Annotated in this window: 9 protein-coding genes; 7 read left to right on the top strand and 2 right to left on the bottom strand. The window is 57.6% G+C overall.

What is annotated here, in order from left to right:
* Window position 1: 1 nt before the first annotated feature.
* The 5 genes from K0B87_00475 (at window position 2) to phoU (ending at window position 4,031) form a co-directional block, all read left to right on the top strand.
* The gene (locus tag K0B87_00475; protein ID MBW6513221.1) at window positions 2-814 is read left to right on the top strand and encodes a phosphate ABC transporter substrate-binding protein; all 813 of its coding nucleotides are present in this window, start codon (window positions 2-4) and stop codon (window positions 812-814) included.
* A gap of 77 nt (window positions 815-891) precedes the next feature.
* Window positions 892-1,761, top strand: a complete 870-nt coding sequence (gene pstC, locus K0B87_00470) for a phosphate ABC transporter permease subunit PstC (GenBank protein MBW6513220.1) — start codon at window positions 892-894, stop codon at window positions 1,759-1,761.
* Complete coding sequence (gene pstA, locus K0B87_00465) at window positions 1,758-2,612, top strand: phosphate ABC transporter permease PstA (GenBank protein MBW6513219.1); 855 nt, start codon at window positions 1,758-1,760, stop codon at window positions 2,610-2,612. The genes pstC and pstA overlap by 4 nt, the downstream gene beginning before the upstream one ends.
* On the top strand, window positions 2,606-3,364 hold the full coding sequence (gene pstB, locus K0B87_00460) for a phosphate ABC transporter ATP-binding protein PstB (protein MBW6513218.1): 759 nt from the start codon (window positions 2,606-2,608) through the stop codon (window positions 3,362-3,364). The genes pstA and pstB overlap by 7 nt, the downstream gene beginning before the upstream one ends.
* Before the next feature lie 13 nt (window positions 3,365-3,377).
* A complete protein-coding gene (gene phoU, locus K0B87_00455) occupies window positions 3,378-4,031 on the top strand; it encodes a phosphate signaling complex protein PhoU (GenBank protein MBW6513217.1) in 654 nt (217 codons plus the stop codon).
* 322 nt (window positions 4,032-4,353) lie between these two features.
* On the opposite strand, the gene K0B87_00450 is transcribed toward phoU, so the two are convergent.
* Both K0B87_00450 and K0B87_00445 read right to left on the bottom strand, forming a co-directional pair.
* Window positions 4,354-5,172: a hypothetical protein gene (locus K0B87_00450; GenBank protein MBW6513216.1), complete on the bottom strand. Its 819-nt coding sequence runs from the start codon at window positions 5,170-5,172 to the stop codon at window positions 4,354-4,356.
* 10 nt (window positions 5,173-5,182) lie between these two features.
* Window positions 5,183-7,393, bottom strand: coding sequence for a VCBS repeat-containing protein (locus K0B87_00445; GenBank protein MBW6513215.1), 2,211 nt, complete (start codon window positions 7,391-7,393; stop codon window positions 5,183-5,185).
* Between the two features lie 228 nt (window positions 7,394-7,621).
* Here K0B87_00445 and K0B87_00440 point away from each other — a divergent pair, with 228 nt between their 5' ends.
* Window positions 7,622-10,963, top strand: a complete 3,342-nt coding sequence (locus tag K0B87_00440; protein MBW6513214.1) for a hypothetical protein — start codon at window positions 7,622-7,624, stop codon at window positions 10,961-10,963.
* Between the two features lie 87 nt (window positions 10,964-11,050).
* Entirely contained in the window at window positions 11,051-15,772 is a 4,722-nt protein-coding gene (locus K0B87_00435) for a hypothetical protein (GenBank protein MBW6513213.1), read from the top strand.
* Window positions 15,773-15,778 lie beyond the last annotated feature (6 nt).

Genomic DNA, 15,778 nt, shown 5'->3' with positions numbered 1-15,778 from the left:
CATGCATAATAAGATCATCGTCCTCATCCTCGCCCTTGTGCTGGGCATCCTGCCCCTTCTGGCGCAAAGAAACACCATCACCTGTTCTGGCTCCACCACCGTGCTGCCGATCGCCCAGGCCACCGCGGAAGCCTTCATGGACCTGAATCCAGACATCAACATCTCCATCCGCGGCGGCGGATCGGGCGTCGGGATCGCCGCCCTGCAAAACGGCACCGTGCAGATCGCCAATTCCAGCCGTCCCATGAAATCCAAGGAACTCACCCAGGCCAAGTCCAAAGGCATAAATCCCACGCCGTACGCGGTCGCCCTGGACGGCATCGCCATCATCGCGCACAGATCAAATCCCGTGAAGAACCTCACCGTTGCGCAGATCCGGGACATCTACACCGGCAAGATCAAGGACTGGAGCGCCGTGGGCGGGCCCAAGCTGCCAATAGTCGTGATATCCCGTGACGTGGCCTCCGGCACCTTCGAAGTGTTCAATGACAAGGCTCTCAACGGCGCCAAGGTCGATCCCTCCGCCCAGCTTCTGGCCTCCAACAACGCCATCGCGACCACGGTTGGCAGCACGCCAGGTGCCATCGGCTACGTGGGGCTCGGCTATCTGACCGACGAGGTCAAGACCCTCTCCGTGAACGGGACCGAAGCCAGCGAAAAGACCGTCAAGGACGGCAGCTACCAGCTTTCCCGCAAACTCTACATGTACACCAACGGCAAGGCCACCGGCAACGTCAACAAATACCTGGCCTTCATCCAATCTTCGGCCGGGCAGAAGATCGTCCAGGCCCAGGGCTTCATCACCCTGAATTAGTTTGAAAGCCATCAATTCAAGGACTGCAAGACACCCTCAGATAGCGGGAGCCCTGGCTCCCGCAGGAAGGGGAGGATATGAAAACACTTAAGGAAAGATCTTTCCAGGGAATCACTTACGTGGCCTCCCTGTTCACCATTGCGGCCATGTTGGGCATCATTTTCGGGATCTTCCGCGAGGGCCTGCCGCTCTTCAAAACGGTGAATCTATTCCAGTTCCTGTTCACGAACAACTGGTATCCCACCCACGCGGAACCGGAATTTGGGGCCTGGGCCCTGATCGCCGGATCGCTGTATGTTACCCTTGGAGCTTTGGTGATCGCGATTCCGCTGGGTTTGGGCAGCGCAATTTTCATCTCCGAGATCGCCAGCAGCGGCCTGCGCGAGATCGCCAAACCCGTGATCGAGCTATTGGCCGGTATCCCTTCCGTGGTCTACGGCCTTTTCGGCATGGCCTTTTTGGCCCCGCTGGTGCGGCAGTGGTTCAATCTGGACACCGGCCTGAACGTCTTCACGACCTCGATAATCCTGGGCGTGATGATCGTGCCCATCATCTGCAGCATGAGCGAGGACGCCCTTTCCAGCGTGCCCAAGAGCATCCGCGAAGCCTCCATGGCCCTGGGTGCCACGCGTTCCGAGACCATTTTCAAGGCCGTGGTACCCTATGCCAAAAGCGGCATCATTGGCAGCGTGCTGCTGGGTTTCGGACGCGCCATTGGGGAAACGATGGTGGTGCTGATGGTGGCTGGAGGCGCTGCCCGCATCCCGCGTTCCGTCTTTGATTCAGCGCGTCCGCTCACTTCCACCATTGCCGCGGAGATGGGTGAGACCGTGATGGGAGACCTGCACTACAGATCCCTATTCGCCCTGGCCATCCTGCTCTTTCTGATCACCTTCGTTTCCAACCTGGTCACCGAATTGGTGTTCCTTTCCAAGAGGCCCAAATGACCCGGCGCAAACTCACGAACCATCTGGCGACCGGCATTTTAGGCGGAATGCTGCTGCTCACGGCCCTCTTTCTGCTCTTGTTTTTAGTGCGCATTTTCTCCCAGGGATGGTCTGTCCTGAGCTGGGAATTCCTGTTCACGGCGCCCCGCGCGGCCATGACCAAAGGCGGTATCTGGCCCGCGCTGGTGGGAACCTTTCTGCTCACCGGCCTGGCCATGCTGGTGGCCTTGCCGCTGGGAGTTTTTACCGCGATCTGGCTCACCAATTATGGAAAGCCGCTCTGGCTGGTGCGCGTTCTGCGGGTCGCCATCAACACTTTGGCTGGGACGCCTTCGATCATTTTCGGGCTGTTCGGCATGGCGGTGTTCGTGAATTTAATGAACATGGACGTATCCCTGCTGGCCGGCGGGCTGACATTGGCGATCCTGGCCCTGCCGGTGATCATCAACAACACCGAAGAGGCCATCAGAAGCGTTCCGGTGGACTTTCGCGACGCCTCGCTGGCCCTGGGAGCCACGCCGCGGCAGACCATCACCCGGGTCCTGCTGCCCACCGCCTTGCCCAATATCCTCACCGGCGCGATCATCAGCATCGGCCGCGTCGCCGGGGAAACCGCACCCATCATGTTCACCGCGGCCACTTTTTACACTCGCCGCCTACCGCAGGGCCTTTCCGATGAAGTGATGGCCCTGCCCTATCATATTTACGCCCTCATGACCGAGGGAACCCATCCCAAGGCCCAGGTCCCGATCGCTTACGGGACCGCGCTGGTCCTGCTGATCCTGGTGCTGGTCATCAGCGCCGTCGCGATCCTGGTCCGGTCTTCAATCAGGAGAAAAAGACAATGGTAACCGCACAGATACAGACCTCAGACCTTAACCTCTGGTTCGGAAAGAACCACGTCCTGCACGATGTCAACCTGCCCGTCTACAGCAACCGGGTCACGGCCATGATCGGTCCCTCCGGCTGCGGGAAATCCACTCTGCTCCGCTGTTTCAACCGCATGAACGACCTCATCCCGCAAACCCGCATCGAAGGCCGCGTCACCCTCGGAGACGAGGATATCTACGCCCCCAAGACCGACGTCACCACCATCCGCGCCCGGGTGGGCATGGTTTTCCAAAAGCCCAATCCCTTTCCCAAAACGATCTTCAACAACGTGGCCTACGGCTTGCATATCCAGGGAAAGCACGCCAAAAGCGAGATCGTGGACCGCGTCGAGGAAAGCCTCAGAGCAGCCTGGCTTTGGGATGAGGTGAAGGACCGGCTGAACCATTCCGCCATGTGCCTTTCCGGCGGTCAGCAGCAAAGGCTCTGCATCGCGCGGGCCCTGGCGAACCGCCCCCAGGTCCTGCTTTTGGACGAGCCCACCTCAGCCCTCGATCCCCAGTCCACGGCCAAGATCGAGGAACTCTGCCTGGAACTGAAAAAAAGCGTGACAATTCTCATCGTCACCCACAATGTGGCCCAGGCAGGCCGGATTTCCGACCACACCGCGTTCATGTATCTGGGCGAACTGGTGGAGTTCGACAGCACGGAAAAGATGTTCACCGTCCCGGCGGACAAGCGCACCGAAGCATATCTGACCGGCGTTTTCGGTTGATCAAGGAGAAAAGATGCTACAGATGAAAATATTGGAATTAAAGCAATTGCTGATGTCCGAGGCTTCCCTCGTGGAAAAGATGGTCTGCATGTCCATCGACGGCCTCTACACCCGAAGCGAAAGCCTCCTGCGGGACGTTCTGGTCTTTGAGGAGAGGGTCAACCAGATCGAACTGGAACTGGAAAACAAATGCACCGCCGCCATCGCTCTCCATCAGCCGGAAGCCAAGGACCTGCGCCTGATCCTGATGATCTACAAGATCAACAACGACCTCGAGCGCCTCGGCGACCAGGCTGTCAACATAGCTGAAAGCGTCGGGCATCTGCTCGGCTATCCCGTGCTGGCCCAGCTGCCGGAACTGGCGGAGATGAAAAACTCCGTCCTCGCCATGCTCAGGAACAGCCTGGACGCCTTTGCCAGGGAGGATGTGGAGCAATCCCGCGCGGTCTGCGACGCGGACAACGTCGTGGATGACTTCAACCGCAGGATCTACCACCACTTGGTGGAACTGATCAAAGCCAGCCCGGAACTCACGGAGCGCTATCTCCACCTCCTGCGCATCGCCAAAAACCTCGAGCGTACCGGCGACCTCTCCACCAACATCGCTGAAAACACCATCTACCTGGCCATAGGCAAGGTCATCAAACACCACCAGGACGACGCTTGAGGTCCCTTTACCGATAGGAATCTGAGAGGGGTGGCCCCCCTTATCAATACGCTATCATTACGGACTCACTACGGACTTTGTCCGTAATGAGTCCGTATTGACACCGTATTGATAAGGAGGGCGACAGGAGTGTGGACGGTGTAAATCTATGGCTGGCTTGGAGATACCTCGATAGCGTGAGTATCGTTAATCACTATTGTATCTATGTCACTGTACAGCAGTGAAGTATATGGTTCTGGCCAGCGGGTGTGGTCAGGCTCTGGATGGGTTTTCCAATCCTACTTGGCAATCGGCCTGCCAAATTGAACCGGCTGAGATTGATCTACAGGTTGAGCAGCAGCAAACTGAGCACCAGCAGGGCCCAGAGCAGCATATCGCGCCGGGAGGCCTGCTTTTTCCAGAGCGCCAGGTCGCTGATGATGCTCAAAAGCACGATGGAAACGGCCACCAGGGGATAGGCGATGGCAGCCGGGACGCTATCCAGCCCCTTGAGGAAAAAGACGGTGGAATAGCGGTTGGGAATGCCCAAAGCCAGGCCCAGGAGGATGCTTTTGAGGGTGACGGGGATCCTGGCCAGCAGGATCGCGCCGAGGGTGAAGACGAAAGCGGAACTGAAGATGATGAACACAAAGGCTGGCTCAGCCCCGCTGCCCAGCTCCTTGTAGACCTTAAGGCTGGCGTCCGTGAGCCCGGAAATGAGGAACAGACCCAATATCCAGAGCAGGTTATGCAGTTCCCTGGGGTTGGCCTTGAGCCCGAAAGCGGCCAAACCCAGCCCGATCCCCAGAATGTTCCAGAGGCCCAGGCTTTCCCGGAAAACCGCCACCGCCAGAAGGATCGGGACGATCATGGCGATGCGCATCACGCCCACCGAAAGCGAGAGCCCGTTGACAACGATGGAGCGCTGGTAAACCCAGAAATTGGCCAGGAAGAAAGACCCGGTGAGGATCCCGAAGAGGATGTCGAAGGCCGGCAATCCTACCAGCCTTCCGGACGGCAGGCTGGCATAGCTGAAGATCCCCGCCATCAGGTAGTTACCCAAGAAGATGGGCAAAATGCTGATCCTTCCGCCGCGGTTGAAAACCATCAGCAGATTGGCGATCAGCACCGAACAGAGGACGCTCAGGACCAGGTTCAGCATCGGCGCGGGCTCATTTCAGGAGCAGCATCTTGCGGTTCTGGATCCGGTTTCCGCTTTCCAGGCGATAAAAGTAAACTCCGCTGCTGACGGGCTTGCCTTGCTCGTCGCGGCCGTCCCAGGCAACATTGTGAATTCCAAAGGCGAAGCCATCCCATGCTTTTACGAGCTGGCCGCGGTAGGAGTAGATCCGCAGTGAAGCCAGGCCGGGGCCTTCCACGCTGAAGGAGATAGTGGTGTTGGGGTTGAAGGGATTGGGATAGTTGCAGAGGGCCAAAGCCGGCTGCTGGGGGTCGTCGGAAGCGGCCAGGGAAAATTCAAACGCGGCTGGAACTGATTCTCCCGCAATATATTGGGCGATGACCTGGACGAAGTAGGTCTGGCCCCCCGCGAGGTCGTTCAGGATCCAGGATTCCATCCCCGTGCCGCCCTGAAATTCGCCGTCCAGCCAAACCTGGTAGTGTTCGAAGGGCGAAGTACTGCCCGGAGCGGGCGGGTCCCAGAGCAGCAAAACGTTGCTATTAGAGATATCCACGGCCAGGTTTTGGGGCGGATTGAGCACCGCGTCAGAATACATCAGGTTGCGCCAGAAGCTGAAAGTGCCGTCGTAATCGCCCAAAACGAGGTCGAGGTCTCCATCGTGGTCAAGGTCTGCCAGGGCCGGGGCGGCGTTTTGGTCGGTGGAAATGCCGGCAAAGAGGGTTGCGTCCAGAGTCCAGCCAAAAGCCCCGCGCAGATAGCATTGCAGGTTGCCGAACAGATTGCCGGCCAAGAGGTCCAGATCGCCGTCGCCATCGATGTCTCCCAGGGTCGGGGAGCAATCTGATCCGACGTCGATCGCGCCAAAATAGCCGCTCACCTCGTTCCAATCTGGAAGTTGGGGTGTGCCCTGGTTCTCGAAATAGCGCAGGTTTCCAGCCTCATTGCCCACCACCAGGTCCAGGTCCCCGTCTGAGTCCATGTCGATAAGGCGGGGTACGGACCAGCCTCCGAAACTGGCATTGGGCAGCATTCCGGTTTCTTCGTTGAAGCCAAAACCCGTGTTGCGGTGGAAATAGAGGTTTCCGCTGAGGTCGCCGATCACCGCGTCCGGCAGCCCGTCTCCGTTTAGGTCGCCGATGGCCACTGCGGCATAGATGGAATGGTCGATGCTGGAAAAATAGGCGCTGTTTTCGCTCCAGGCGGGAGCGTGGATGCTGCCGGTGTTTTCATAATATTTGATGTCGCCCATCTGGCTGCCGCTGATCAGGTCGAGGTCACCATCGCCATCAAAGTCATAAAAGACCGGAGAGCTAGCCCCGCCGACGTCAATGACTCCGCCGAACAGAGAGGTGTTGGCCTGCCAGACGGGGTTTGTGGCGGTACCTGTATTGACGTAATACTGCAGCGGTCCGGAGGCCGTGCCGAAAACAAGGTCAAAAAGGCCGTCGCCATTCAGGTCAACCAGGTCAGGAGAGTTCCAGTAGGTCTGCATGCCCAATCCGGAGAAGACTGCGGAGTTTGGCTGCCAGCTTCCGGCGGTGGGGGTGCCAATGTTTTCGAAATAGACGAAGCCATGGGAATCCCTGCCCGCGAGGATGTCCTGGTCCCCGTCGCCATCGAGGTCGCAAAACACAGGATAGGCGTAGAGTCCGACGTCGCCGATCGTCAGTACTGCGGATTGGCTGAACTGGGCGCTGGTGGGTGTTCCGATGTTGGTATAAAGCAGCAAGCCGCCATCCTCGCTGAGGCCCACGACCAGGTCCAGATCGCCGTCGCCGTCCACATCCGCCAGATCAGGCACGGGAATGGAGCCCACCGCCAGTCCGGAGAAGAAGCCCGGTTGTTGGACAAACACAGGCTCCGTGGGGCTTCCGGTGTTCAGGAAAAGATGCAGTCCGGTGTAGCCGCCGGTGATGAAGTCCAGGTCGCCATCCGCGTCGAGGTCAGCACAGACTCCCATTTCCGCGGCCAGTGAGGAGATTCCCGCGGCCAGGTCCGGGCCGGGCGCGAAGGCCGGAGAGCTTGCTGTGCCGGTGTTTTGGATGTATAGGGGCGAACGGTTGGTGTTGCCCAGGAAAAAGTCCAGGTCCCCGTCGCCATCGAGGTCGGCAAAGCGGGGCTGGGAAAAGGTGAGGCTGGGCACTCCGCTGGGATTGAAAACAGAATTGTCCTGTTCCCAAGGCTGGGAAGACAAAGCCGACAAGCACAGTAGAAAGATCGCGAGCACAGTGTATTTGTTCATAAGGGGTACTCCCATGGCCAAGAATCCATTGGGATAACTATATCCGGCCGCGGAATCTGTCAATAGCTATGTTCGTGGTCGTGATGAATGGTGAGCAAGGAATATGAGTATAACCGATTTTTTTCTTGACAACAGAATGAAGTTCAGGCAGAATGTTTTCGTGACTGAAAAAGTATCAGATCATGTTTCGGGGCTTTCTGTACAGGGAAATGACAAAGGGAGGCCAACATGAAAGGATGCGCTATTGCGGTATTGTTGTTTTGTATCTTTAGCCTGGGCGCGGAGAATGCCGCGTCCTCAGTTTCAGAACACCCCACTCAAGATGATCACTTCCTGTCAGTTAAATCACTGGAGGGGGAGATTCCAGCCGGCGCCGGCCCGGGCGGTGACCCCCAAAGGCTGGTCAATACCTGGGACGGCAGTTTCAACACCAGTTGGGATGTCGCTTCGAACTGGAGCTTGAATGAGATCCCCAATTCCTCGCATGACGTGGTGATACCGGCTTCTATGCCCCGCTATCCGGTGGTCAGCACAACTGCCTATTGCTATTCGCTCACCCTGAACAGCGGCTATAGCTCCAACCTAACCATCGAGGCCGGCAATCTCTGGGTCTACAACGATTTCAACAGCTATTCGAACCTGACCATGAACTCGTCCTCGGGCAACCTCTATGTCCTGGGCGCGCTGTCTTTCAGGTCACTATCCAGCGTCACGATGAACGCCAACGCCACCATCCGCGTGCATGGCAACCTGGAGTTCCAGAGCGGCTCGGCCGTGAACATGGGCAACGGGACCCTTTCCCTGGAGGGAAGCGGAACTGATTCCTGGATCTTCGTGTACCAGGCGGGGACCGTTTTGAACAATCTGCGCTCCGCGAAAAGCGCGCCCTATCTGGTCAATATCAGCAGTTATTCAAACAACGCTCTGACCATCAACGGCAGCTTGCAGGTATATCCTGGCAGCAAACTGATCCACGCCTATACCGGCAACACCTATTTGCAGGGCAACCTCGAGGTCCAAACCACCGGTTCCTTCCAACTGGCGGCAGGGACCCTGGTTTTTTCCGGCAACGCGAACGCCACCCTCAACACACCCAATTCCGGGGATTTTTTCAACCATCTGACCATCAACAAAGGCGGCGCCTACTCGGTCTCGCTGATCAGCCACATCAACGTACGCGGCAACCTCAGCATCCAATCCGGAACCTTGAACACCGTCCAGACGGTCGGCAGCCCGCCGATCTACCATTTCCACAACATCACCCTGGGCGGCAACTGGATGAATTACATCGGCCCGGCGGCTTTCATCGAGGGAACGGGCACCGGGACGGTGACCCTGAACGGCACGGGGACCCAGACCCTGAGCAGCGAAAATTTCTGCAACCTGGTGCTGAACATGCCCCAGGGTTTGATGAGCATCGGCGGGGCGACGGTCGCCTGCGCCAGCTACAATTGGATCTCCGGCGCTTATTCCGTACACGGAGGGACCTTCACGGTCAACGACCTGGTGAATCCCGGTATCTTTGGAACCATCCTCCTGTCTGCCGGGACGATTAACTATCATCAGGATACTGCCGCCGGCTCATACGTGGACCTGAACGCCTTTCTTGATATATCAGGCGGCACCTTCAATATCCATGGCGGCAACCAATATTCGGTATTCGGCCGTGGCGCGCCGGCAACCCTCTCTCTCAGCGGAAACGGAGTGCTGGATTTCAAGGACGTGGGCATCATCTTCACCACCAGCTATAGTTTCACCGACGTCATCGGTGGCGGCACCATCCGCACGGCGGAAAGGTTCATCGGCGACCGCAACGATTTCAATCCCTACGGAGGCACCATCGAGCTTTACGGCAGCGCCAGCTGCGAGTTCAGGCTGGCGGTGAACAGCAATTTCCACAACGTGACCATCAACAAAACCTCCGCCGCCAGCGTGATTACCGGCCAGGGCATCTTCGACATCAATGGCGACTTCCGCCTCCAGGGCGGCACCTTCATCGCCCCGCCGACCATGTTCGTGGCCGGGAACTGGACCAATCTGGCCGGCCCGGCGGCCTTTGGCGAAGGCTCGGGAACGGTCACCATCGACGGCAGCCTTACCCAGACCATGACCACGGAAACCTTCACCCACCTGGTCTTGAACAAGAGCGGGGGGACCATGATCATTCCCACGGGCGTTACCGTGCTCTGTAGCACCTATGATTGGACGGCGGGGGCCATCACCGTCTCCGGGGGTATTTTTGTGGCTTCGGACCTGATCGATCCTGGAATCTTTGGCACGATAACCCTCACCTCAGGCTTCATTGAATTTTTCCAGGATAGCGCTCAGCGAATCGACCTCCGGGGCAGCCTCACCATCTCCGGCGGCCAGTTCGTCGTTCACGGCGGTTCAGCCTCTGCCTCTTTCTCCTACATCGACGTGGCCACCCTGACCCTGTCCGGCGGCGGGGTGCTCGATTTTATGAACGTGGGGATCGTCATTCCCGCGGGTTACCAGTTCATTGCCAACATCTCCGGCGGCACCATCCGCACCGGGGGGAGCTTCTATGTGAATCGAAGCGACTTCAATCCCAGCGGCGGCACGGTCGAACTCTACGGCAGCGCGAACACCCAGGTGTCAAATGTCGACGGCAGCAGCTTTCACCACCTGACCGTGAACAAGGCAAGCTCGCTGCTGGCTGTTTCGGGAAACGGGCCGGTCCATGTCACCGGGAATCTCACCCTTCAATCCGGAAACTTCTACACTTCATCGCTCTTGAACCTGCAAAACGGGGGGAACACGACGATCAATTCGAACTCCTCCCTGCGCCTGGATAATGGCTCAATGATCAGCACAGGCAATGTGGCCATCAACAATGGCGGTTCGCTGTATCTGGAATACAACGCCTCGCTTGCCCTGGGGGCGGGAAAGAGCCTGGCCGTCAACAACGGAGGTCTCCTCAATGCTTTCGGGGATCAGGCCAATCAGCCGCTCATTACCTGCCTCAGCCCTTCCGGGCACTATGGTTTGAACATTGAATCCGGGGCCATGATCTCCGCGCGGCGTTCGGTATTTGAGCTCATGGATGCCTGGGGCCTCAATATCAAGAACGGCGCCTTGGTGGACCCCAGCCAGGCATTGGACTATTGCACTTTCCGCAACGGCGCCCCGGGCGGGACCCTGCTTACCGTCAATAGCAGCCAGGCTTTCCCTGTCACCGGGGCCATTTTCCCCGCCAATACCTGGGGTGGAGCCCACAACGTTTCCAAGACCGTCAACCAGGGCAGCATCACCTTCGTTGATTATGCTTGCGAGTTCAGCGGCCCGGCTTATGAGAACGATCCCTATAACCGGATTCACTGGGTTGGGGCAGGATCTCCGATCACGGACCTGAGCATCACCCATATCCCGGCGACCAACCGGATCCAACTGGATTGGATCAGCTCCGTGGCCGCCTCCAGCTACAAGATCTATCGTGCGGCCAGCCCCGATGGAGTTTTTACCGAGGTCGGCACTTCGGCCACCACCAGCTGGTCCGAACCGGTCCCCGGCGCGTTGTATTTCTACCGCGTGACCGCCGTCCTGCCCTGAAGTCCCGATAGTGCGGGGATCAGCCAGATCGGCCACACAGCGCGGAGGACAAGGTATAACTAAGATAAGATTTAATGAGGAGAACTAATGAAAGCGTTTTTAACTCTGTTTCTACTGGTATCAATCGCCGCGGTCAGCGCTCAACTGGGGACTGGCGAACCTTTCCGGGTCACCAACACCTGGGACGGAAGTCACGGAACCGACTGGAACACGGCGGCCAACTGGAGCCAAAACCACGTTCCCCTGAGTTCGGAGGACGTTGTGATCCCCAATGGCCTGACCAACTATCCTGTGGTGACCGGTACCGCGAACTGCTATTCCCTGACCCTCAACAGCGGGATCCGGCCAGAAGTGGCAATTGGCGCGGGTACCCTGACCGTGGGCACCAATTTTACCTGCAACGCCAGACTCACGATGACCTCCACTTCGAGCGTGCTGAACGTCCAGGGCTCGCTGTATTTCCAACCCCTCTCGAGCACCAACATCACCGCGGACGGAAACATCAACGTAAACTTCGATGTTGAGTTCAACAGCAGCGGCGTTAGCATGAGTTTGGGCACCCTGACGATTACCGGGAGCACAAACTATTCAGATCTAGATGTCTACACGGCCTGCGCGATCAACAACCTGACGATCGCCAAAAACAGCAACTACGCCTCCATAAGCACTAGTTCGACCGCGCCCCTGACCATCAACGGTTCCCTGAGAGTTATATCCGGAAGCATTCTTTACCACCCTTTTACAGGAAACACTTACCTCAAAGGGGACCTGAGGGTTTTTGACAACGCCTACTTGTATTGTACTTGGGGAACCCTGATCATGGACGGCAACATCAATTCCGTGATGTTCATGCCTGACAACGGAAGCTACTTGAAAAACCTGACCATAAACAAAGGCAGCGGATACAGCGCGACCCTCAACAGCGACATCCTGGTCAAGGGCAATCTGACCATCCAGTCCGGCTTGCTGAATACGGTACAGGTGACGACGGTGCCGCCGGCGACCTACAATCATAACATCACCCTTTGGGGCGACTGGACCAACAACGTCGGCCCTGCCGCCTTCATTGAAGGCTCGGGAAGGGTGATTTTGGCTGGCCCCAACTATCAGGCGATAAATGCTGAGACCTTTGCCACGCTGGAGCTTAACAAAAGCGACATCCAGTATCCCGCAGCCATCGCGTACGCGCAGAACGTGACTTGCGCCAGTTTTGATTGGACGGCCGGAGAATATCGGGTTGCAGGGACTTTCACGGCCTACGACCTGGCGGATCCGGGAATCTACGGCACGATAAGGGTAAATGGCGGGACCATCAATTTTTATCAGGACACCGCGACCGGTTCCTATGTGGATCTGAACGCCAATCTGACCTTTACGAACGGCGGGACCTTCAACATCCATGGCGGAAATGGCCCCAGCGTTTTTGGGCGGGGCGCCCCGGCAACCTTGACCCTGCAAGGATCGGGGGTCCTGGATTTCAAGGACGTCGGCATCATCTTCACCACCAGTTACACCTTCAACGACAACATCAGCGGCGGGACCATCCGCACGGCCGAAAGGTTCATCGGCGACCGCAACGATTTCAATCCCAGCGGCGGCACGGTCGAGCTTTACGGAAGCGCCAGCTGCGAGTTCAGGCTGGCGGTGAACAGCAATTTCCACAACGTGACCATCAACAAAACCTCAGCTGCGAGCGTGATAACGGGACAGGGTACCTTCGACATCAATGGCGAATTCCGCCTCGCAGGTGGCACCTTCATCGCCCCGCCGACAATGTATGTGGCCGGGAACTGGACCAATCTGGTTGGCCCGGCGGCATTCACGGAAGGGACGCGGACGGTCACTTTCGACGGCAACAGCAACCAGACCCTGACCACAGAGACCTTCCACAACCTGGTCCTGAACAAAAGCTGGGGTACGGTTACCATACCCAGCGGGGTCAATGTGAACTGCAGCAGCTACCGATGGATCGCCGGTTCCTACGCCGTTTCCGGCGGCAGCTTCACCGCCCTGGACCTCTACGACCCGGGAATTTACGGCACCATAACCCTCAGTTCAGGTACTGTCAATTACTACCAGGACAGCGGCCAGCAGATCAATTTGCGGTCAAATCTCACCATCGGCAGCGGCGGCATCTTCAATGTCCATGGCGGTCTCGGCTCTTCCAGCTTCACCAATGACAGCAATCCGACCCTGAACCTCAGCGGTACGGGCGTCCTCGATTTCAAGGACGTGGGAATCTATATCGGGCCGAATTTCACTTTCAATGACAACATTAGCGGCGGGACCCTCCGCACCTCCGGCTACTTCATTGTTCAGCGTCCCGATTTCAATCCCAGTGGCGGTACGATCGAGCTCTGTGGCAATTCCAGCTCGGTCCTGGAGGGGACAGTGGGCAGCACCTTCAACAATGTCACCATCAACCTGGCGACCTCGAATCTGGCGGTGAGCATTGTCGGGACGGTAAACATAACCTCGCTTTCCTCCTCGACCCTCAAACTCCAGAATGGCAGATTCTACCTCTGGTCGGATAATTTTCTCACCTGTAACAAACTGGATGTGGATACCGGCGGATACACTGTCCACGGCGGCACTTTCACCGCCAATGACCTTGTTGATCCCGGTATCTATGGAGATATCAACCTTGTGTCCGGTATCATCAATCTCCACCAGGACACCAGTATTGGATCCAATATCCACATATACGGCGTGATAACCATAACCGGGGGCACCTTCAACGTCCATGGCGGAGCCGCCGATTGCCAACTCAACCCCACGGACGGATCCCAACTGTCAATGAGTTACGGTACTCTGGATTTCAAGAATCGCGGCTTCGAGGTGGTCGCGGACCGGCCCTTCAACGGTACGATTGTTTCCTGCTATCTTCGTACCGCCGGCAGTGTGCGGATCTACCGCAGTGATTTCCACATGGGCGGGCATCTGGTACTGTATGGCAGCCTGCAGACCGCTTTGCTGGGTACGGCCAACAGTACCCTGACCAACCTAACCATCAATAAAACTTCCTCCACTTACTATGTCACTATAGAGGGGCAGCTGGCCTTGATCGCTGATCTATACTTGCAAAGCGGCAGTGTTATCGCCCCGCCGATGATGTACGTGGGTGGAGACTGGACCAGGGATCCCAGCACGGTATTCAATCCCTCGTCGGGAACGGTGCACTTTACCAGAAACAACGGAACACAAACGATCTCCGGCACGAACGGCTTCCATAACCTTGTCGATGCCCACACCGGTGACGGCCTGTCCTTTCAGGGTACCACCACCGTCACTGGGACCCTGACTGTCGGCAACCGAGTGGATTTCCATGCTCCCGCGACTCTGCAAACGGTCCTCAACCAAAACTCCGCCGGGGTCCTGAACTTCCATGGCAGCCATACATCCACGATCGCCTCCTACACCGACGGCGGCGTTATCGGTTCCTATGATTCCGGAAACCACGTCATCGTCTCCGATCTCTACCAGTCGAGCCTTTGGGGTGGCTATACCGCCGACGCGGGTTTTCTTGAGATCCATCAGGACACCGGCTATTACAGCGGCCTCAATATCAATGGGTCGGTGACCATTACCAACGGCGGGATCTTGGAACTCCATGGCGGGAGTTACGACTGCGTCATCGGTTCTAGCGGCACCACTTTCAGCATGGACAGCGGCCAGTTCAGCGTCGTGGACAGGGGCATCGGATTTCTCGGCAACTCCGATGCAATGGTCAATGTGTCCGGCGGCCTGATCCGCTGCAATGGCGATTTTCAGGATACTTACGGGCAATTCCAGCCTACCGGGGGAACGGTCGAACTCACCGGTACGGGCAATAACACCGTCTTAGTGTATCACCCCGGCCGCTTCAGTTCCCTGCTGATCAACAAGGCCGTGACCAGGGATCCAGGCGGCGGCAACAGAAACAGCAATCTGCTGATCTACGGCTTCCGGGTCTATGGCAATTTCACCATCCAGTCGGCCAACACGGTTACCGTGTTGGGATCGGTCCAAGTCCTGGATGGATACACTGCCACGCTCAATGCCGGCACTCTCAGCCTCAACCATGGCACTCTCGAATGCACGGGGGCCTTGATCGTCAACTCCGCTCTGGTAATGGACAGCGCGTCCCTGATCAAACTGGCTCACGAGGGCATCCTCCGGGTCAATGCCGGCGGATATCTGGAAAGCGTGGGCAGCGCCGGGGATCCAGCCCGGATCAGCAACAACGGCCAGGGCTATTACTCCCTTGAGATCGAAAACGGCGGGACCATCGCCGCGGCCCACACCATCTTTGAATTTATGGATTCCAACGGAGTGAACGTCAAACCCGGGGCCAGCGTCGATGGCACCCACAGCTTCAACAACTGCACCTTCCGCCAGGGAGGAAGTGGCGGCATGCTTCTGACCCTGAACAACAACCAAAACCTGACCGTAACCGGGGCGAATTTCCCCACCAACACCTGGAGCGGGGCCTATAACGTCAGCAAGATCGTGGATGACGGTTTTGTCCAATTCCTGGACTGGAGCGGCGATTTCGGCGGATCGGTCTTTGAACAGGACGATTACGGCATGATCCATTGGGAAGGGGAAGCAGGGTCTCCGATCACCGATGTTTCAGGATCATACCAGATCACGGGCGGCTTGTTCGTGCTCACCTGGTCCTGTTCCCTGCCCGCGGTGGAATACAGGATCTACCGCAGCACTGATCCTCTGGGGCCCTTTGTGCTGGTTAGCACCAGCGCCACGACCTCCTGGTCCGAACCGGTCAGCGGAGATTTCCACTTCTACCGGGTGACCGCCGTCCTGCCCTGAATATCG

This window comes from Candidatus Syntrophosphaera sp. (genome assembly GCA_019429425.1).
Taxonomy (GTDB): Bacteria; Cloacimonadota; Cloacimonadia; order Cloacimonadales; family Cloacimonadaceae; genus Syntrophosphaera.
The sequence above is the reverse complement of the archived record's forward strand: the minus strand, read 5'-3'. Positions and strand labels throughout refer to the sequence as shown.